At 72.5% G+C, this 19,266-nt stretch carries 16 protein-coding genes and 1 pseudogene; 5 read left to right on the forward strand and 12 right to left on the reverse strand.

The genetic code is table 11. From position 1 onward, the window contains the following. Window positions 1-178: 178 nt before the first annotated feature. Entirely contained in the window at window positions 179-2,632 is a 2,454-nt protein-coding gene (locus ACIBEA_RS00005) for a penicillin acylase family protein (protein ID WP_399256185.1), read from the forward strand. A 41-nt stretch (window positions 2,633-2,673) separates the two neighbouring features. Next, window positions 2,674-3,693 carry an alpha/beta hydrolase gene (locus ACIBEA_RS00010; RefSeq protein WP_399256187.1) on the forward strand — a complete coding sequence of 340 codons (1,020 nt, stop codon included), beginning with the start codon at window positions 2,674-2,676 and terminating at the stop codon, window positions 3,691-3,693. Window positions 3,694-3,697: 4 nt separating this feature from the next. On the opposite strand, the gene ACIBEA_RS00015 is transcribed toward ACIBEA_RS00010, so the two are convergent. Then, complete coding sequence (locus tag ACIBEA_RS00015; RefSeq protein WP_399256189.1) at window positions 3,698-4,858, reverse strand: BTAD domain-containing putative transcriptional regulator; 1,161 nt, start codon at window positions 4,856-4,858, stop codon at window positions 3,698-3,700. A gap of 210 nt (window positions 4,859-5,068) precedes the next feature. Then, window positions 5,069-6,274: an agmatine/peptidylarginine deiminase gene (locus ACIBEA_RS00020; RefSeq protein WP_399256191.1), complete on the reverse strand. Its 1,206-nt coding sequence runs from the start codon at window positions 6,272-6,274 to the stop codon at window positions 5,069-5,071. A gap of 203 nt (window positions 6,275-6,477) precedes the next feature. Between ACIBEA_RS00020 and ACIBEA_RS00025 the strand changes: the two genes are divergently transcribed. Beyond that, window positions 6,478-7,134 (forward strand): TetR/AcrR family transcriptional regulator, encoded by a 657-nt coding sequence (locus ACIBEA_RS00025; protein ID WP_399256193.1) that lies wholly within the window; start codon window positions 6,478-6,480, stop codon window positions 7,132-7,134. A gap of 52 nt (window positions 7,135-7,186) precedes the next feature. Here ACIBEA_RS00025 and ACIBEA_RS00030 read toward each other — a convergent pair whose 3' ends face one another. From ACIBEA_RS00030 to ACIBEA_RS00055, 6 genes are all read right to left on the reverse strand, one after another. Continuing rightward, the gene (locus ACIBEA_RS00030; protein WP_399256195.1) at window positions 7,187-7,996 is read right to left on the reverse strand and encodes an ABC transporter ATP-binding protein; all 810 of its coding nucleotides are present in this window, start codon (window positions 7,994-7,996) and stop codon (window positions 7,187-7,189) included. Between the two features lie 67 nt (window positions 7,997-8,063). Next, a complete protein-coding gene (locus tag ACIBEA_RS00035) occupies window positions 8,064-9,041 on the reverse strand; it encodes an ABC transporter ATP-binding protein (RefSeq protein WP_399256197.1) in 978 nt (325 codons plus the stop codon). Beyond that, window positions 9,038-9,892: an ABC transporter permease gene (locus ACIBEA_RS00040; protein ID WP_399256199.1), complete on the reverse strand. Its 855-nt coding sequence runs from the start codon at window positions 9,890-9,892 to the stop codon at window positions 9,038-9,040. The genes ACIBEA_RS00035 and ACIBEA_RS00040 overlap by 4 nt, the downstream gene beginning before the upstream one ends. After that, window positions 9,889-10,848, reverse strand: coding sequence for an ABC transporter permease (locus ACIBEA_RS00045; protein ID WP_399256201.1), 960 nt, complete (start codon window positions 10,846-10,848; stop codon window positions 9,889-9,891). The genes ACIBEA_RS00040 and ACIBEA_RS00045 overlap by 4 nt, the downstream gene beginning before the upstream one ends. Beyond that, complete coding sequence (locus ACIBEA_RS00050; protein WP_399256203.1) at window positions 10,845-12,515, reverse strand: ABC transporter substrate-binding protein; 1,671 nt, start codon at window positions 12,513-12,515, stop codon at window positions 10,845-10,847. Before ACIBEA_RS00050 ends, ACIBEA_RS00045 begins: the two co-directional genes overlap by 4 nt. A 109-nt stretch (window positions 12,516-12,624) precedes the next feature. After that, on the reverse strand, window positions 12,625-13,641 hold the full coding sequence (locus ACIBEA_RS00055; RefSeq protein ID WP_399256205.1) for an agmatine/peptidylarginine deiminase: 1,017 nt from the start codon (window positions 13,639-13,641) through the stop codon (window positions 12,625-12,627). A gap of 157 nt (window positions 13,642-13,798) precedes the next feature. Here ACIBEA_RS00055 and ACIBEA_RS00060 point away from each other — a divergent pair, with 157 nt between their 5' ends. Then, complete coding sequence (locus ACIBEA_RS00060; RefSeq protein WP_354380808.1) at window positions 13,799-14,368, forward strand: TetR/AcrR family transcriptional regulator; 570 nt, start codon at window positions 13,799-13,801, stop codon at window positions 14,366-14,368. A 65-nt stretch (window positions 14,369-14,433) separates the two neighbouring features. Here the strand turns inward: ACIBEA_RS00060 and ACIBEA_RS00065 are convergent, their stop codons facing one another. Next, window positions 14,434-15,735: a M48 family metallopeptidase gene (locus ACIBEA_RS00065; protein WP_399256207.1), complete on the reverse strand. Its 1,302-nt coding sequence runs from the start codon at window positions 15,733-15,735 to the stop codon at window positions 14,434-14,436. Window positions 15,736-15,915: 180 nt separating this feature from the next. On the opposite strand from ACIBEA_RS00065, the gene ACIBEA_RS00070 reads away from it, so the two are divergent. Next, complete coding sequence (locus tag ACIBEA_RS00070) at window positions 15,916-16,464, forward strand: GNAT family N-acetyltransferase (RefSeq protein WP_399256209.1); 549 nt, start codon at window positions 15,916-15,918, stop codon at window positions 16,462-16,464. Between the two features lie 84 nt (window positions 16,465-16,548). Here ACIBEA_RS00070 and ACIBEA_RS00075 read toward each other — a convergent pair whose 3' ends face one another. The 3 genes and pseudogenes from ACIBEA_RS00075 to ACIBEA_RS00085 all read right to left on the reverse strand — a co-directional run. Then, window positions 16,549-16,980, reverse strand: a complete 432-nt coding sequence (locus ACIBEA_RS00075; RefSeq protein WP_399256211.1) for a VOC family protein — start codon at window positions 16,978-16,980, stop codon at window positions 16,549-16,551. Window positions 16,981-17,013: 33 nt separating this feature from the next. Beyond that, the gene (locus tag ACIBEA_RS00080; protein WP_399257862.1) at window positions 17,014-17,565 is read right to left on the reverse strand and encodes a TetR/AcrR family transcriptional regulator; all 552 of its coding nucleotides are present in this window, start codon (window positions 17,563-17,565) and stop codon (window positions 17,014-17,016) included. Window positions 17,566-17,908: 343 nt separating this feature from the next. Further along, window positions 17,909-18,628 (reverse strand): annotated as a pseudogene (locus ACIBEA_RS00085) (IclR family transcriptional regulator C-terminal domain-containing protein); the annotation flags it as partial. Between the last annotated feature and the right edge of the window lie 638 nt (window positions 18,629-19,266).

Consider the following 19,266-nt stretch of genomic DNA (forward strand, 5'->3'; position numbering starts at 1 on the left):
CGGCCCCCCGGGCTGCGGGGGCCGGCCCGCCCGGCGGCCATTTTCACGGTGCCGCCGCCGCCCCCCCCGGCCCCCCCCCCCCCCCCCCGCGAGCGCCGGTGTCATCGGGATTTCATCGTGCCTCCTTAGCGTGGCCGCGTTCGGACGGGAGTGCGCAGCGCAGGGGAAGGACGGCTCGATGGCGCGGAGATTCGGGGCGAGGCTGCCGGTGGCGGCCGCGGTCGTGGTAGCGGTGATGAGCACCATGGCGGCCGCAGGCTCACCCGCGGCCGGCCATGCGCGGGCGGCGGGGCCGGACAAGCCGACGATCCGGTACACCGAGTACGGGATCCCGCACATCGTCGCCTCGAACTGGACGGGGCTGGGCACGGGGTACGGCTATGCGGCGGCCAAGGACAACATCTGCACGCTGGCCGGCACCTACCTGATGGTGGGCGCCCAGCGGTCCCGCTACCTGGGCCCCGACGGCCGGGCGAGTCCCGGCGAGAACCAGAACGTCACCACCAACCTCAACAGCGACCTGTACTTCCAGCGGATCAACGACGACCGCGTGGTGGAGCGGCAGATCGACCGGCCCGCCCCCGACGGGCCGGAGCCCGAGGTCAAGGAGGCCATCCGCGGCTACGTCCAGGGGTACAACAGGTACCTGGCCGAGACCGGGGTGGACAACATCTCCGACCCGGCCTGCCGCGGGGCGGCCTGGGTGCGACCGATCACGGAACTGGACGTCTACCGGCACGCGCACGCAGAGATCATCATGGGCAGCGCCGACCCCCTGCTGGACGGCGAGGTGAACGCGGCGCCGCCGGGAGCGGGGGCCGCCGCGCAGCCGGCCTCCTCGCCCGAGGAGACCGCGACGAAGATCCGCGACGCCCTGGCCGTCAGCCGGCAGCAGAGCATGGGGAGCAACGCCCTGGCGGTCGGTTCGCAGGGGGTGTCCGGGGGCACCGCCATGCTGCTGGCCAACCCGCACTTCCCCTGGCAGGGCAAGAACCGGATGTGGCAGAGCCAGCTGACGATCCCGGGGCGGCTGAACGTCTCCGGAGCCAGCCTGCTCGGCTTTCCCGCGGTGAACATCGGGCACAACGACGACGTCGCCTGGAGCCACACGGTCGCCACGGTGGCGCCCTTCGGGCTGTTCGACGTACAGGTCGACCCCTTCAACCCGACGAAGTACCTGGTCGACGGTGCCTGGCAGTCGATGACCTCGCAGCAGGTCGGCGTCGACGTGCTGAAGGCGGACGGCTCCCTCGGCAAGGTCACCAGGACCCTGTGGTCCACCCGGTACGGCCCGATCACCACCTCCATCCTGGGCAACCCGCTGCCCTGGGTGGTCAGCGCGCACGCGGTGCGCGACGCGAACATGGGCAACCTGCGGGCCCTGAACACCTGGTTCCGCCTCGACCAGGCCAAGGACGTGGGCGAGGTGGTGAACACGCTGGAGACCACCGAGGGCGTCCCCTTCTTCAACACCGTCGCCGCCGACCGCAAGGGCAAGGCGCTCTACGCGGACATCCAGGCCACCCCGAACATCACCGACGCGCACGCGCAGTCCTGCCTCACCGAGACCGGGAAGCTCCTGTTCAACCAGGTGTTACGGCTACCGAACGTACCGCCCGTCTCGATCTTCGACGGCAAGCGCAGCGCCTGCGCCTGGCCCGACGACCCGAACGCGGTGGCGCCGGGGCTGCTGGACCCGCACAAGCAGCCGCGCCTGATCCGGTCCGACTTCGTGGGCAACGCCAACGACAGCGCCTGGCTGGCCAATCCGGAGCAACCGCTGGCCTTCCCCCGGGTGATGGGCGACACGGCGGCGCCGCGTTCGCTGCGCACCCAGGAGCTGATCCTGACCGCGCAGAACCGGATCAACGGCACCGACGGCCTGCCCGGCAGGGGCTTCACGCCGGAGAACATGCGGCAGTTGCTCTTCGCCGACAACAGCAGGGCGGCCGACCTGGCCCTCGACGCCACGGTGCGGATGTGCCAGGGCCTCCCCTTCGGGCTCATCCTGGTGGACGGCAACCTCGTCAACGTCAGCGAGGCGTGTCCGATCCTGGCGGCGTGGAAGGACCACGACTTCACGGCGGGCAGCCGGGGTTCGTGGCTGTTCGAGAACTACTGGGCGTTCCTGCTGAACGGCCAGTCGATCGAGAAGCTGCCGTGGCGGGTCCCCTTCGACCCCAAGGACCCGGTGCACACGCCGAATTCGCTCGATTCCGGAAGCTCCGCCGTCCGTGACGCCTTCGGCCGTGCGGTCCTCGCGCTGCGCAATGCGGGAGTTCCGCTGAACGCGCCGCTGTCGGACGTACAGAAGATCACCCGCAACGGCGAGTCGATCCCGATCCACGGCTCGATATCGGAGTTGGGCGTGCTGAACGTGGTCACCCCCGGCCCGGTCGACGGAAAGCTCGACATCACCTTCGGGTCCAGCTTCATCCAGCAGGTGAGCTTCACCGCCGACGGGCCGCCGCGGACATCCTCGGTACTGGCGTACTCGCAGTCGGCCGACCCGAACTCACCGCACTACGCGGACCAGACCAAGCTCTTCTCGGCGGGCCGGTGGGTGACCGAGCGCTTCACCGAGGACGACATCGCGGCCTCGCCCGAGCTGGAGATCAAGGTCCTGAACTGAAGACGAACGATCTCACGAACGATCTCACGAAGGAGCGTGCTGTGACGAGGACATCGATCCGATGGCGCCTGTGGGTGGCCCTGATGGTCGCGGTGGTGGGATGGGCGGTGCCGGCGGGAGCGGCGCAGGCCGCCGACGGCACCGAGCCGCCGAGGATGACGGACGGCTTCGGCCTGACCCAGGTCGACACCACGGTCGGCGGCGCCACCAACTTCTACATCACGGTGACCACGCCCGAGGTCTCGGGCAAGCACCACATCAAGATCATCCTGCCGAGCGGCTACTACGACGCCCCGGCCAAGCGCTACCCGGTGCTGTACTTCCTGCACGGTTCGCCCGACGACCCGATCCAGCAGAACTATCCGGCGCTGACCACCTCGAACGAGATGATCACCGTCATCCCGGACGGCGGTGCCCGCGGTTGGTACGCCAACTGGCTCAACCAGCGCACCGCGGCCGGCGCCCAGAACTGGGAGAACTTCCACCTGAAGCAGGTGATCCCCTTCATCGACGCGAACCTGCGCACCATCGCCGCCAAGAAGTCGCGCGCCGTCGCGGGCGTCTCCATGGGCGGGTTCGGGGCCCTGCACTACGCCCAGGTCCGGCCCGACCTGTTCGGCCAGACCGCGTCCCTGTCGGGGGACATCGACCTGTCGGTGAAGTCCATGGACCTGCGGATGGCCGTCGTCGCCTCCCTCGTCGCCTACGAGCCCAGCGTCGACAGTGACGCCGCCTTCGGCTCGCCCTACCCCGTCTTCAACGCCGACTGGCGGTTCAACGAGGTCGATCCCGGCCAGCACATGGACAAGCTCGCCGGAGTCGGGGTCTCCATCTACGTCGGCAACGGCGGCGGTTCGCCCGGCGATCTGGAGTTCTGGGTCGAGGGCGCGGCCAAGCACGCCAAGGAGGCCCTGGACGCCCGGGGCATTCCCTACTACTACGTCGACTACGGCGACGGTTCCGCGTGGGGAACCCAGTGCAACGGCGGCCACAACGCGGGCTGTTGGGAGCAGGACCTGCGGGACCTGATCCCCCGGCTGGAACGGGCCTTCGCCGCCTGACCGTTCACCGAAGCGACCTGGTGGGGGCGAGGGCGACCTCGTCCCCACGCAGGATCGACTCGTAGGTCCGCCGCAGCATCCGGCTCGGCGGAACTCCGAGGTCCTCGGCCAGCCGGCGGCGGGTGCGGTCGAAGGCGGTCACCGCATCGGCCCGTCGGCCGGTGCGGTACAGCGCGCGCATCAGCATCGCGGCCACCGGTTCGTCGAGCGGATGCGCCGCGGACAGGGCGAACAGCTCGGCGATGGCCTCGGAGTGCCGGCCCAGCCGCTGCTGCCACTGCGACTTGCGCTGCGCGAGCGCGATCCGGCGCTCGGTGAGCCGCATTCGCTCCAGCTCGGCGAGCGGCCCGGGCAGGCCGGCCAGGGGCTCGCCGCGGAAGAGGTCCAGCGCCCGGGAACACAGGCGTACCACCTCGGCCGGTTCGCCCGCCCGGTCCGCCGCCTCGACCTCCGCGACCAGTTCCTCCATGCGGGCGACGTCCACATCGACCGCGCCGGGCACCAGCCGGTAGCCGCGCCGGTCGTGCGCGATGACCGGGTCCGGGCCGTCGGGGCCGTCGAGGCCCGCCCGGCGCAGGGGGTCGTCCCCGAGGCGCAGGGTCTTGCGCAGCCGGTAGACGTACACCGGCACCACATTCGTGACCGGCGGCTCCGTCCCCCAGACGCCGTCGCGCAGCTCCTGTTGGCTCAGGGTCCGCCCGGCGCACAGGGCCAGCGCCGCCAGCACGGCTTGTTGGCGCAGATGTCCCAGGTCCAGCGGCCGTCCGTCCTGCCAGGCCTGCAAGGGGCCCAGTACGCAGATCCGTACCCTCGGTCCGACCGCCCGGGAGCCGCCTGGCCGTGCCCCCTGTGCCGCCGCGCCGACCGTCCGCGTGCGGGGACCGAGGCCGGGAAGGACCAGGCCGCGGTCGAAGGCGTGGACGATGGCGGCGGCCCGGTCGCGCAGCCCGCACTTCACCAGGATCCGCGCCAGGTGCCCGGCCACGGCGTGCTCGGGGAGGGCGAGGGCGGCTGCGATCTCGTCGTCCCGCAGCCCGCAACCCACCCGCCGGAGCACCTCGCGCTCCAGGGCCACGAGCGCGGGGACGGGGGCGGGCGGCCGGCTTCCGGCGACAGCGGTGGCGACGGCGGTGACGGTGGCGGTGGCGGTGGCGTTCGGCTGCATCGCTGCTCCCCGGGCTCCGGGCTGGTCTCTCTGGCGGACGCCGTCGACAAGGTAGTGGCGGGAGCGCGTGACGAGCCTCCGGAACGATCCGGAGTGACACGCGCGAAGGCCCCCGACGGTTCGCCGGGGGCCTTCGCAGGAGAAGGGAGGAGGGGAAGGGGAGGAGAGGAGAGGAGAGGAGTGCGGAAGGGAGGGGAGTGAGGGGGAGGGTTACGGGACGGGCTGCTGCTGGGTGACGCAGTGGATCCCGCCGCCGCCCCCGCCGAGGCTGTCGATGTTCAGCTGCTCGACGACCCGGCCGGGGAAGGCCCGCTGGAGGGTGGCCTTGGCCGCGGCGTCCGCGCCGCTGTCGCCGAACTGGGGCGCTATGACGGCGCCGTTGCACACGTAGTAGTTGGCGTAGGCGCCCACGAAGTCGGGGTTGGTGGACCGGATCTTGTTGTAGTCGGGGCCCTGGAGCTTGGTGACGGCGACCGGGTGGCCCTGGGCGTTGGTGGTGGAGGAGAGGATCTGGTACTGCTGGCGCGCGTCGTTCGACCAGGCGTCGGTGTCGCTCGCCAACGGCATCTGGACCAGCCCGGCCCCCTCCGCGAGGAAGCGCGAGGTGGCGTCGACGTGGTCGTCGGTGATGTCCCGGCCGAGCACCCCCTTGAACCAGACGACCTTCGAGGCGCCGAAGGCGCTGCACATGGCCGCCTCGATCTGGGCCTGGGAGAGGTTCGGATTGCGGTCCGGGTTGATGATGCTGCTGCGCGTGGCCATGAGCGTGCCCGCGCCGTCGGTCTCGACCGCGCCGCCCTCGCCGATGAAGGCGGCCGTGCTGAAGGAGGCTCCGACGTAGGCCGCGATTCGCCCGGCGACCAGGGCGTCCTTGGCGTGGGTCTGCTGGTTGCCCCAGCCGTTGAAGTTCAGGCCCACCGCGTCGAGGCCGCCCGCGCCGTTGGTGCGGAACACCGGACCGCTGTCGCGCATCCAGCAGTCGTCGACGGGGATCGTGGTGATCACGGTGACGGCCGATCCGCAGGCGCTGCGGGCCTTCGCGGCGGAGGCGGAGTTGGCGCACATGATCACGGGCTCGTACTTCGCGACGGTCTTGGCGATCAGTGCGATGTTCGCCTGGACGCCGGAGAGCGAACGGCCCCAGATGGCCGAGCTGTCGGGCCAGGCCATCCAGGTCCGGGTGTGCCGGACGGTGTCGATCGGGACGGCGAAGCCCCCGGCGGCGGCGGCCCCGGCGACGGCGTTGCCCCGGAGTGCGGGACGGGCGGCCGCGAAGGCCTCCCCGCCGACCGCGGCCAGCGCGGCTCCGGCGGCCGTGAGTCCGGCCGCGGTCAGGAAGCCTCTGCGGTCCAGCGTCCGGCGGGAGGTTTCCCGGGTCGCCCCGGCCCCTTCCTGCGTTCCAGCGTGGTCGTTCATTTCTGACCTCCGGTCAGCCTGGGCGGATCGCGCTCCGCCGATGGGCGGGAACGTATTACTGACCGAGCGCTCGGTCAATAATTTTGGATACGTGCATGACGAACCATGATGAAGAGGAACATCCCGGCCGGAAACGGCGAGGGGTACGGCCCCAGTTGATCGCCGGGCCCGTGCCGCGCACCCGCAGTCGTTACAGTGACCGCGTGGCAGCAGCAGCTCAGGACGATCACCCCGGTACGCCCGAACCCCGCCCGGCCGACGCGAGGACCAGCAGGTCCCGCACCTCGGCGAAGGGCGCCCAGACCCGCGCGAAACTGATCGCCGCGGCCCGGACCCTCCTCGCGGGCGAGGGGTTCGCACGCTTCAGCACCCGCAATGTCGCCGCGCTCTGCGGGATCTCGCACGGGATGTGCCACTACCACTTCCACGACCGCACCGACCTGATCGTCGCGGTCGTCGAAGACATCCGGGGCGAGTGGATCACCCCGATGGAGCTCGCGGTCGACGCCCCCGGCTCCTTCGCCGAACGCGCCGAGCGGGTCGTCGTACGGTTGAACCGGCCGGAGGGCCCGGACCTCTCCCGCCTGCACTCCGCGCTCCACTGGTTCGCGCTGAACGACGAGCGGGTCCGGGTCGCCCTGGACGCCGAGTACCAGCGGTGGCGCGACTGCTTCGTCCGGCTGTTCCGGGTGCTCTCCGAGGAGCACGGCGGCGTCGTCGACCCGGTCCCGCTCGGCACGGCGCTCGCCGCCGCGGCCGACGGCCTGGCCGCGATCCAGTCACTGGACTCCCGGGTCGAGGCCGAGGCGGCCGTACGGGCGTTGGTCGACGGCCTGACCGCGGTGGCCCTGCGCCCCTGACCGGATCCGACGACCGAGCCCCCCGAACGCCGCCCCCCTTACCGCGCGCCCCTCACAAGGCGCGCCGGGCCGCCGCGATCCGTCGCGGATCCCAGCCGGGCCGGGGCACGGACTCCAACAGCAGCCGGGTGTAGGGGTGCTGGGGGTCGGCGAGCACCTGCGCCGTCGGACCCGCCTCGACGATCCGGCCGCGACGCATCACGATGACCTCGTCGGTCACGCAGCGCACCACGCCCAGATCGTGCGTGATGAACAGGTACCCGATCCCGGTCTCCGCGCGGATGTCGAAGAGCAGGTTGAGGATCTGCGCCTGCACCGACACGTCCAGCGCGGCCACCGCCTCGTCGAGGACGAGGACGGCCGGTTCGACGGCGAGCGCCCGGGCGATGGCCACCCGTTGGCGCTGTCCGCCGGACAGCTGCCGGGGCAACGCGTCCGCCTCCCGCGCGCCGAGGCCGACCTGCTCCAGCAGCTCGGCGATCCGCCGTGCGTGGTCTGTACCGGGGAAGTGCAACCGCAGGGTCTCGCGGAGCGCACCGCCCACGGTGGTGCGCGGATCGAGGGAGAGGAAGGGGTCCTGGAAGACCATCTGCACCTCGCGGGCCCGGGCCAGCCGGGCGGCCGCGCCGCGCCGGTGGCCGCCGCGGTCCCGGCCGTTGATCAGCACGCGCCCGCTGTCCGCCCGCTCCAGGCCCACGACGATGCGGGCGGTCGTCGTCTTGCCCGACCCCGATTCCCCGACGATGCCCAGTGATCGGCCCGCGTCCAGGGCGAACGACACGTCGTCCACGGCCTGCACGCCCCCGTAGGTCCGGCGCAGGTCCACGACCTCCAGGACGTGTCCGTCGGTGTTCCCGCTCATCGGCGGCTCTCCTTTCGGGTCGGGTGCCGCGGCGCCCCGCGCGGCCGTCACCACCTTCACCACCGTCTCAGCCATGACCGACCTTTCCCGCGAGCTGCTCGCTGTGATGGCAGGACGTGCCGCGGGCCGGTTCACCGGCGACCGGCAGCAGGGCCGGCGCCCGCTCGGTGCACACCTCGGTGGCGTACGCGCAGCGCGCGGCGAAGGGGCAACCGGTCAGCTCCTCGCGCAGGCCGGGCGGCCGGCCCTCGATGGCGGCGAGCCGCCCCTGCGGTGCGTCCAGGCGCGGGGTGGAGTCGAGCAGCGCCGCCGTGTACGGGTGGCGGGGCGAGGCGAACAGCGCCTCCGCGGGTCCGGTCTCGACGATCCGGCCCGCGTACATCACGTAGACCCGGTCGCTGATCGCGGCGGCGAGCCCGAGGTCGTGGGTGACGAAGAGCAGCCCCGTCCCGAAGCGTTCGCGCAGGTCGCCCAGGAGCGAGACGACTTCGGCCTGGGAGGTGACGTCGAGGGCGGTGGTCGGTTCGTCGGCGAGGATCAGGGCCGGGTCGCCCATCAGGGCGGCCGCGATCATGACCCGTTGCAGCATGCCGCCGGAGAGTTGGCCGGGGTACTTGCGCAGCAGGTCGGCCGTGAGGCCGACGGCGTCCAGCATCGTGACCGCCCGCTCCTCGGCGGCCCGCTTGGGCATCCTGGCGGTGAGCCGCAGGCTCTCGGTCAGGAAGTCGCCGACGCGGCGCATCGGGTTGATGGCGGCCCGCGGGTCCTGGAAGATCATCGCCACCGTGCTGGTGCGCAGGGCGCGCAGCCTGCCGGAGGACATCGTGAGGACGTCGTCGCCGACGACCCGTACGGACCCTTCCGTGCGGGCGCCCGGGGGCAGCAGCCGCAGCACGCTGCGCGAGGTGAGCGTCTTGCCGGAGCCGGACTCGCCGACCAGGGCCACGGTCTCGCGCACGCCCACGGTCAGGTCGACGCCGTCGAGCACCGGCCTCGCGGTGTTCGGCAGGTGCAGCCGCAGCCCCTGGATGTCGAGGGTGTTCATCGGTCCCTCCTGGCGACCTTGTCGGCCCAGCGCTCGCCGACGACGTTGAAGGCGACCACCGTCAGCACGATGGTCACGCAGGGGATGATCGCGGAGAGCGGGTAGCCGGATTGGATGGCCGGGTTGCCGTCGAAGACCATGCGGCCCCAGTCGGGGGTGAGGGCGGGCACGCCCAGCCCCAGGAAGGAGAGGCCGGCGAGGTCGATGAGGGCGTAGCCGAAGTTGACCGTCGACTGCGCGAGGACCACCGGCGCGACGGCGGGGACGACGTGGCGCAGACAGATCTGGAGCCCCGAGTGGCCCTGCACCTGGTAGGCCTCCACGTACGGCCGGGCGCGTTCCGCGAGCACGAGGGAACGGGTGAGCCGGCTGACGTAGGGGAGGTAGGCGATGGCCAGGGCGATGACGGGGGCGAGCAGCCCCTCGCCGTAGACCGAGACGATCAGGATGGCCAGCAGCATGCCGGGGAAGGCGAAGACCAGCTCGGTGCTGCGGGACAGGACGGAGTCCAGCCAGCCCCCGCGCCAGGCGGCGGCCGTACCGATGGCGACGCCCACGACGGTGGAGAAGAAGACCACCCCGAGCGGCCCGAGGAGCGAGGTACGGGCCCCCAGCACCAGCCGCGAGAAGGTGTCGCGACCGGACGCGTCCACCCCGAGGAGGTGGTCGGCGGAGGGGCCGGCGAGGGCGTTGCCCAGGTCGACGGCGTTGGGGTCGTACGGGGCGATCCAGGGGGCGAGCACCGCGAGGCAGACGACGACGGCGACGAAGCCCAGGCAGAGCAGCGAGAGCGGGGCCCGGCTGGTCCGGATCCGGGCCAGGCCCGGGCGGCGGATCAAGGTGGTGGTCATGCGGCGGACCTCCCGGGACCGAGGGAGACCCGGGGATCGACCAGCGGGTGGATCAGGTCGACGAGGAGGTTCACCGTCATGAACAGCCCGACCATGATGAGGGAGATGGCCTGCACGGTGGGGAAGTCCTTGGTGGTGGTGGAGAGTTCGAGGAGCTGGCCGATGCCGCCCACGCTGAACGCCGTCTCCACCAGGACGGTGCAGACGAGCAGGGTGGAGACGATGAGCCCGCCGGTGGTGAGCACGGTGCCCAGGGCGTTGCGGAACACGTGCCGCCGGATGACCTGCCCCTCGGACACGCCGCGGCTGCGGGCGACCGTGACGTGTTCCTGCCCGAGCACGTCGAGCATCGAGGCGCGGGTGACGCGGGCGAGCATGCCGATCAGGTAGAGGGCGAGCGCGATCGCGGGCAGCGCCAGGTGCCACATCATGTCGAGCGGGCCGTCGCCGCTGCCCCCGGTGGGGAACCAGTGCAGCTTCACCGCGAACAGGCCCTGGAGCAGGACCGCCGCGACGAACGACGGGGTGCCGATGGCGAAGGTGGTCGTGACCAGGATCGTCGCGTCGGCGCCGCCGCCGCGCACCGCGCCGATCCAGCCGAGCAGCAGCCCGAGGACCACGACGAGCACCAGCGCCATGGAGATCAGCATCAGGGTGTTGGGCAGCCGGTCGGCCAGCAGTCGGGACACGTCGGTGCGGTAGGTGATCGAGCGGCCGAAGTCGCCGTGCAGCACCTGGCCGAGCCAGCGGACGTACTGCTCGGCGAAGGGGTCGTCCAGGTGGTACTGCGCGTTGATCGCCTTCAGCGTCTCCGGGGAGGCGGAGCGGCCGCCCAGCAGGAAGCTCGCCGGATTGCCCGGCGCCAGGTACATGGCACCGAAGATCACGAAGGAGGCGCAGAGCAGGGTGGCCGCCATCTCGGCCAGCCGTCGTACGGCGAATCTGAGGAAGCTCATCGCGCGGCCGCCCCGACGTCGGCCGCCCACGGGTAGTAGAGGTAGGAGATGGTGGTCGGCGCCCCGGTGATCCGCTTGTTGAGGAAGACCGCGGTGGGCCACTCGGCGACGGGGATCCACAGCAGCTGGTCGGCCGCCTTCTTCTGCAGCTCGGCGGCGGTCGTCATGCGCTCGGCCGTGTCGTAGGTGGACTTCGCCTTGTCGACGAGCGCGTCGTAGGCCGGGTCGCTGTAGCCCGCGTAGTTCTGGTAGGCCCCGGTCTGGAAGTTGCTCAGCAGGTCCATCGGGTCGGTGACGGAGTCGTAGTACGTCTCGGGGAACATGTCGATGCCCTCGCGCGCCGCGGGGTCGGTGAACAGCGAGGTGAAGGCGTTCGGGGCGATCGTCTTGAGCTGGACCTTCAGCCCGATCCGGGTGCCCGCGTCCTGGACCGCGGTCGCCAGCAGCGAGACGTCCTGCCCGATCGAGCTCGTGGCCATGACCACCGTCTTGCCGGTGGCGCCCGCCTCCTCGATCAGCCGCTTCGCGGCCTCGACGTTCTGGTCGGGGGAGGGGAGGCCGGCGAAGGCGGAGTCGCGGACCTTCTCGGGGGCCGCGGCCCAGACGGCCTTGGTGGTGAGCGAGGAGGTGGCGGTGCCCGCGCCGCCGAGGCCCGCCTTGACGAAGCCGCGGCGGTCCAGGGCCAGGGAGAGCGCACGCCGGACGCGGACGTCGCCGAGCGCTCCCTTCATGTTGGTCATGTTGACGTTGACCGTGCTGAGGCCCTCGCCGAAGTAGAGCGTCCCGACCCCGCTCCTGCCCAGTCGGTCGTAGCTCTCGGTGGGGATCAGGTAGCCGCCGTCCGCCTCGCCGTTCAGCAGCGCGTTCGTCCGGGCGGACGGGTCGGTGAGGAAGGTGAAGACGGCCTTGGCCGACTTGGCCTTGGTGCCCCAGTAGCCGTCGAAGCGCTGGAGCTCGATCGACTGGCCCTTGTTCCAGGTGCCCAGCTTGAAGGGGCCGGTGCAGTCCAGGCTGCCGGAGGTGCCGTAGTCCTTGCCCGCCTTCTCCACCCCGGCGCGGGAGGCCACGACGCCGGCGGCGGTGGCCATGTACTGCGGGAACATGGCGTCGGGCTGCTTGAGCTTGACCGTCACCTGGAGCGGACCGGTCTTGGTCACGCTCTCGACGTTGACGAACTCGCTGTTCCAGGCCGCGCCGTTGTCCGGGTTCATCTGACGGCCGAGGCTGAACACGACGTCGTCGGCGCTCATCACCCCGCCGTCGTGGAAGTGCACCCCGGCGCGCAGGTCGTACACCCAGGTCTTCGGATCGGGGTTGGTGGCCTTCTCGGCCAGCCCCGGGGCCGTGGTGAGCTGCGGGGTCCACCGCGTCAGGCTCTCGCAGACGTTCGACAGGATCGTGTTCTGCGGGTAGTCGAAGGCCGAGATGTAGTCCAGCGTGGGCGGCTCGGCGTACACGGCCCAGGTGAAGGAGTCCAGCGGCCCGGCGGCGGCCGGCGTGCCGGCGGAGAGCTTGTACGGGGCGGCCGCCGCGGCGCCGTCGTTCTTGGGCGGACCCGAACAGGCGGTGATGAGGGCGAGCGCGGCGAGCGCCGCGACGGGGAGCGCGGAGCGGCTGCGCGGGGACCTGCGGGCGCTGGACCGGGGCAGGGGTCGGGACCGGGACATCGGTGCTCTCTCTTCCATGCTCAACGGGGGAGGTGGCGGCTGAGCCGACGGTTGGGCGCGCTGCGGGCCGCAGGCGTGCGGGCCCGGACGCGGGGGAGGGAGGAGCAGGTCAGGCGGGGAGGGGGACCGCCGACGGTACCTGCTGGGTGATGCAGTGGACGCCACCGCCGCCGTAGGCGATCACCCGGGTGCGGACGCCGACCACCTTGCGGCCGGGCAGGGCGGCGGCGATGACGGCGAGCGCGTCCTCGTCCCCGGGCAGGCCGGCGACCGGGACCACCACGCCGCCGTTGGCGATGTAGAAGTTCAGGTAGCCGACCTCGGTCTCCTTGCCGTCGACCTGGACGAAGGCGCTCTGCGGCAGGTCCAGGATCTCCAGCCCGCGGCCCGCGGCATCGGTGGCGGCCTCCAGCACGGCGCGGTTCGCGCGCATCCGCTCGTAGTCGGGGTGGGTGGGGTCGTCCGGGAGCTGGACCAGCACCTTGCCGGGGGCGACGAAGGCGCAGACGCCGTCCACGTGGCCGTCGGTCTCGGTGTCCAGCAGCCCGCCGTACGGCAGCCAGATGACCTTGGTGACGCCGAGGCGGGCGATCAGCTCCGCTTCGATCTCCTGCTTGCTCATCCCCGGATTGCGGTTCGGGTGGAGCAGGCACTGTTCGGTGGTGATCAGCGTTCCTTCGCCGTCGACGGTGATGGAGCCGCCTTCGAGGATCATCCGCGAGTCGACGCGCTCCACGTCGAGGTGGTCCAGCAGGGCCGAGGAGATCTTGTCATCGGTGTCGTACGGGTGGTGCTTGCCGCCCCAGGCGTTGAAGCGGAAGTCGACGCCCGCCCGCTCCCCGTCGGGCCCGAGCACGAAGACCGGTCCGGAATCGCGGAACCAGGAGTCGTCCAGGGGGAGCTCGATCACTTCCACTCCTGCGCCGCAGAGCTCCCGGGCCTCGGCCCCGCTGCCGGGCAGGGCCACCATGGTGACCGGCTCGAAGGCGGCGATGGCAGTCGCGACCTGCGCGTATTCGTACTTGACGGTGTCGAAGACCGCACCCCACAGATCCTGCCGGGTGGGCCAAGCCATCAGGCAGCGCTCGTGCGGGGTCCACTCGGCAGGCATCCGGAAACGCGTCATGATCTCTCCTGTTTGAATATTCAGTCAGCAGGAAGCGGAAGGGAGGGTGGGGAAGGATGTAACGGTGATGTGTCCCGCATCCTCCTCCGAACTGAAAATTCAGTCAATGCTTCTGGCCAAGGAGTTATGGATCCGGCCACGGGTAGAGTGATCCCTCGTGTCAGACCGTCGAACAGAGATACTCAGGGCCGCCACGCGAGTGATCGCGCGACGCGGCGTGCGCGGGCTGCGCGTGGGCGAGTTGGCCGCCGAAGCCGGCGTGTCCACCTCGCTGATCTACTACCACTTCACCGATCGCGCGGGGATCCTCCGCCGGACCCTGGAGTTCATCAGCGACCGCGCCGACCGCTACACCGCCGAGCGCGATCCCGGGCAGGACCCGGAGGATCCCCGTACGGAGCTGACGCAGGTCCTGCTCCTGGAGCTCCAGGACACCCCCGAGGTGCGCGAGAACAGCACGGCCTGGGGGGAGCTGCGGGCCAGCGCCGTCTTCGACCCCGAGCTGCGCGAGGACGTCGCCAAGGCCACGCACACCTGGGTCCACGAGATCGCGGACCTACTGGCCCACGCCCGCCCGCTGGGCACGGCGCCCGCGCACGCGGCCGCGGCGGAGCGGCTCACCGCGCTCCTGGAGGGCCTCAGCGTCCGCTGGCTCAGCGGTTCGCTGCCGCTGGACCACGCCCGGCAGCTCCTGACGGACGCGATCGAACACGAACTGTCCGCCTAGGCGCATCGACCCGGGACGAGGCCGGTCGACCCGGGACGGGGCCGGTCGACCGGCGGACCGTCGCGTCAGTACGCGTCGCCGCGGACGAACAGGCGCGCCACCACCGCACGCGCCGGAGCGAGCTCCGCGGCCACCGCCGTGGCCCGCGCGTCGTCGTAGTCCACCCGCGCCGGGAGCGGATCGCCGAGCGCCAGGCAGTGGCGCCGCAGGTGCGTCGGCGGATGCGTGTCGTCGACGCCGTGCCCGCGTCGTGCGGCGACCCGGAGCAGCCGCTCGTACTCACGGGCCGGTACGGAGGACGCGTGGACGGCGATCCGCTCCCAGAGTTCCCGCTCGGTGGCCTCCCGGACCTCCCGCCCGGCGGCGCCCCCCCTCATCTGGGCGTTCACCCGCTCCCGGCGCAGCGCGTCCTCGACCGACCCCGCGACGAGCAGCCGTTCCATCAGCCCCACCGCGCCCGCCGTCGAACCGGCCCGCGCCGCACTCAGGTCCGCCCGGTACTCGGCGCGCTGCGTGGCGCGCAGCGTCAACCGGTCCAGCAGGAGGAGCAGGCCGTACGCCGCGCACCGCGGGAGGTACGTCACGACGTTGAACAGGGTGTCCCAGACCGAGTGCGCGCGGCTGGGGGCCAGCGTGTCCAGCCAGAGGACCAGGGTGCGCAGCGCCTGTCCGATGGCCAGGCCGTGCCGGACGTCGCCGCCCGCGAAGTGCCCCAGTTCGTGGCCGAGCAGGGCGACGCGCTCCTGCGGTGCGAGCACTTCCCACAGCCCGAGTCCCAGGATCAGCACGCGGCGCTGCCGCGGGCCGTACGAGGTCACCGCGGCGTTGAAGGCGCCGTCGATCACCACGGCGTGCACCCCGGTCGTGCCCGTGACCCCGGCCACCTCGTCGATCAGCTCGAACAGCCGGGGCGCGTCGGCCCGGTGGAGCGCCGGCCCGTGCCGGGGCAGTCGGCCGAACCGCGGCCGCAGCACGAAGGCCACCACCAGCAGGACCACGCCCGCGACCGGCTGGACCCCGGTGTCCCACCCCAGGGCGATCAGCAGCGCCCCCGCGACCGCCAGCACCAGCGTCAGGCCGTGCACCAGCAGCGCGATCCCCAGGGCGAGCAGCGACGCCGCGTCGCCGCGCGCCGGACCGGGGTCCCCGCCGGACATGGTGGCGGCGAGTTCCTCGCCGTGCCGGCGCGCCAGCCGCCGGCGCACCGCGGCGATCCGGCCGGGCTCGGGGTCCGGGACGGCCGGGTCCACATTCCAGTCGCAGGCGGCGCACCACACGGTGAACCGCTCGTCGGTGGCGTCGAGCGGCTGCCCGCACTCGGGGCACGCTCGCCCCGTGGATGTCCTGACCGCGCTGTCGTGCTCCATGATCGCCTCTCCCCGGCGGCCCCCCCCGGGCGCGCGGCTACGGCAGAGTAGCCGAGTGCGGAAGCCCGGCAGCCACCAGCCCCGCCGGCGGTCGAGCCGAGCCCTGGAGGCGCCGTCCGACACGGCCCCAGCTGGGGAAACCATTTGGCGCGCAGCGGCGGATCGCGTTGGCTGGGCGGCATGGACACATCGCACGCACTGCACACCGACCGCCTCACCCTGCGCCGCTGGCGCGACACCGACCTGGAACCGTGGGCGGCGATGAACGCCGATCCCGCGGTCCGCGAGCACCTGGGCGAGGTGCTCACCCGGGAGGGGAGCGACGCCTCCGTGGCGCGTTTCGAGTCCGGCTTCGAGCGGCGCGGCTACGGCTGGTGGGCCGTCGAGGTCCGGGCCACGGGCGAGTTCATCGGCTTCGCCGGCCTGGACGAGGTGGACGCGGGGTTGCCGTTCGCCGGAGTGGAGATCGGCTGGCGCCTCGCCCGGTCGGCCTGGGGTCACGGCTACGCCACCGAGGCCGCGCTGACCGTACTGGCCCACGCCTTCGACGCGCTGGAACTTCCCGAGGTGCTCGCCGTGACGACGGCCACCAACCTCCGCTCCCAGGCGGTGATGCGCAGGATCGGCATGACCCGAGACCCGGCCGACGACTTCGACGACCCCGACGCACCCGAAGGCCCGCTCCGCCCGAACGTGCTCTACCGCCTCCCCCGCCCGGCGGCGGCCTGAGGTTCCCGGCGCCGGGCGGGCCCCGTGGGACGGTCCCCGGCGTCGCGTTCCGCGGGGAGGGCCCGCCGAGCGGCTGCGCGGGGATCAGGCGAGGCAGAACTCGTTGCCCTCGATGTCCTGCATCGTGATGCACGACTCGTCGACGCCATCGGCGCGCTGCGTCAGCACGTGGTGCCCGCCGAGCGCCATCAGCCTCGCGCATTCGGCCTCGAGCGTGGCCAGGCGCTCGTCACCCACGAGCCCCGTACCGACCCGCACGTCGAGATGCAGCCGGTTCTTGACGACCTTGCCTTCGGGGACCCGCTGGAAGAGCACGCGCGGGCCCACACCCGAGGGATCGGTGCACGCGAAGTAGGCCTCGTCCTCGGGCGGCAACGAGTTCTGGTACTCCGCCCACGTGGTGAAACCCTCCGGGACCGGCGGCACGACGTACCCCAGCACCTCGCACCAGAAGTCGGCGAGGCGCACGGGGTCCGCGCAGTCGAAGGTCACTTGGAACTGCTTGATCATGGACATCGGCGCACGATAACAAGATCCGAAAGAGACGGCCTACACCAGGCGGTCCAACTCGGCGGTGATGGCCGAGGACATCAGGTCGCGGGCGTGCGGCAGCGGGAGGCTTCCGCTGAGCCAGCGCGAACTGAGCCCCTCCACCAGAGCCGTCAGCCGCTCGGCGGCACCGGACAGGGCCGCCTCGGAGGCCATCGGCTGGACCTGGCCGACCAGTTCGGCGACCTCCCGCACCCACACCCGGGTCGCCCGGGCGAGATCGTCCCGCAGGTCGGGGTCGAAGACGGCGCACGCCCGCAGTTCGCCCCAGGCCGTGCTGTTCTCCCGGACGTCGGGCGCGTCCTGGAGTTCGAGCAGGAGCGTCTGCTCCAGCTCGCCGCGGGCGTCGAGCGGGGGGAGGTCGGGCGAGCGCTCCGTCGTGTAGCGGCCCGCGCGGTCGTTGATGAACTCCAGCGTCGCGCGCAGGATTCCGGCGCGGTCCTTGAAGTGGTAGTAGATCAACGCGGTGGACACGCCCGCCTCGGCGGCGAGTTCCTCCACGCGCAGCCCGCGCACACCGCGTCGGGCGATCACCCGCGCGGCACCCTCCATGATCGATGTTCGACGGTCAGCCACAATCCGACACCCTACCCGGGGTGACCGGCGGACCCGGTCAGGTGTGCAGGACGACGAGGTCGCCGCCCGGCCCCAGCGGCGGCAGGGGCGCGAAGGTGCGGGGGAGGGCGAGGGCAGGGCCGCCGCAGCCCGTCGGACGGGGGCTCGCGTCGAAGAGGTAGGCCGCCTCGGTGGCCGGATCGCTGACCAGGTGGGGCCCCGGCGAGACGGTGGCGCGCGTGTGCGGGGTGCGGAAGACGCTGCGCAGGTGGCGCAGGGTCCGTGCGGGCGAATCCGGGTCGATCGCCGCGGCCGCCCCGTCCGGGGGGATCGCGCCGGACAGGAGCAGCGCGAGCAACACCGGTACCGCCTTGCGGCGCAGGGTGGCGGTGGCGGCGCCCAGCCGGTGGGCGTGCCCCGCGGGCAGGGACAGGGCCAGACTGCTCGCCGCGCCGCCGGTCGCGAGCGCGACCGCCGAACAGACCACGCCGGGGGCGTACTCGTTGAGGTCGAAGACCGGCTCTCCCGGGCCCAGCGCGTCCAGGGCGTGGAAGAGCACCCGGCTGTCCGTGATGGTCCGCGCGGTGAGCCGGGTGGGACGGTGGCGCGCCACGTGGTCGGCCCGACCGTCCCGGTCGAGTTGGGTGAGCAGGCACTTGCCGACCGCGCTGGCGTGGGCCGCCGCGCGGAAGTCGACCCATTCGTCGACGGGCGGGGTGCCGGGCCCCTCGGCCACCTGCGTGATGCGGACCTCGCCCTCGGCGTAGCGGCTCAAGTAGAAGGCGGCGCCCGCGCTGTCCCGGGCCAGCGCCAGGGTGTGCTGGAGCTGGGCGGCGAGTCCGTGCCCGCCGGGGGCGCCGAGCCGGTCGAGTGCGGGGCCCCGCCCGTAGACGCCCGCCGCGGGGCGGCAGGCGTACCCCTCCTCGCACAGCATGGCCAGCACCGGGCCGAGTTCCGCGGCGACCAGAGCCGCCTCCCGCCCGATCCGGGCGGCGTCGACACCGAGCGGGTGCCGTTCGAGGACGCCCACGACGGCCAGCGCGCGCCGCGCCTGCGCCAGCGCGCCGGTGGCGTCCGGGTCCGCGGGGTCCGACCCGCGGCGCCGCGCGGCCGGTGGTGGCGGCGGGGGGCGGCGTACCGGAAGGGGCAGGGGAGCGGGATCGCCGTCCGCCCGGGCCCGGGGGGACGGCTGCGGTTCGGACCCGCTCGCCGGGTCCGGCTCCCGGGCCGGGGCCGTGGGCAGGAAGGCGGGCAGCACCTCGGGCAGGCCGGGGCGGGGCAGCGGCACCGGGCCCAGGTCGACGTCCTCGAACTGGTCGACGTGGCGCAGCACCCGGGCCTGCGCGCAGAGTCGGATCTCCCGCAGGTCGCGCGGCCCCCCGGGCAGGTAGCCGGAGCGGGCGAGCTCGGCCGCCCAGACCCGGGCGTCCTGGTGTTCGCCGCGCCGGGAGTGGTCGAGGAAGAGGCAGTAGGCGGCGGATCCGGTGTGCGCGGCGCCGGAACCGGCCGCGAACTGCCACCAGAAGCGGGCGCCGTCCCGGAGTCCGGCGAGGTGCAGCAGGCAGCCGAAGACCAGGGCGCCGGGCGGGTCGCCGTGCCGGGTCGCGATGAACTCGCCCAGCCGGGCGGCGGCTCCGGGCCCGCAGACCACGGCCAGGCTGACCGCCTTGAGGTCGCGCCGGGCCTGTTCGGCCTCCA

Source organism: Streptomyces sp. NPDC051555 (genome assembly GCF_044454405.1).
In the GTDB taxonomy this organism is placed as follows: domain Bacteria; phylum Actinomycetota; class Actinomycetes; order Streptomycetales; family Streptomycetaceae; genus Streptomyces.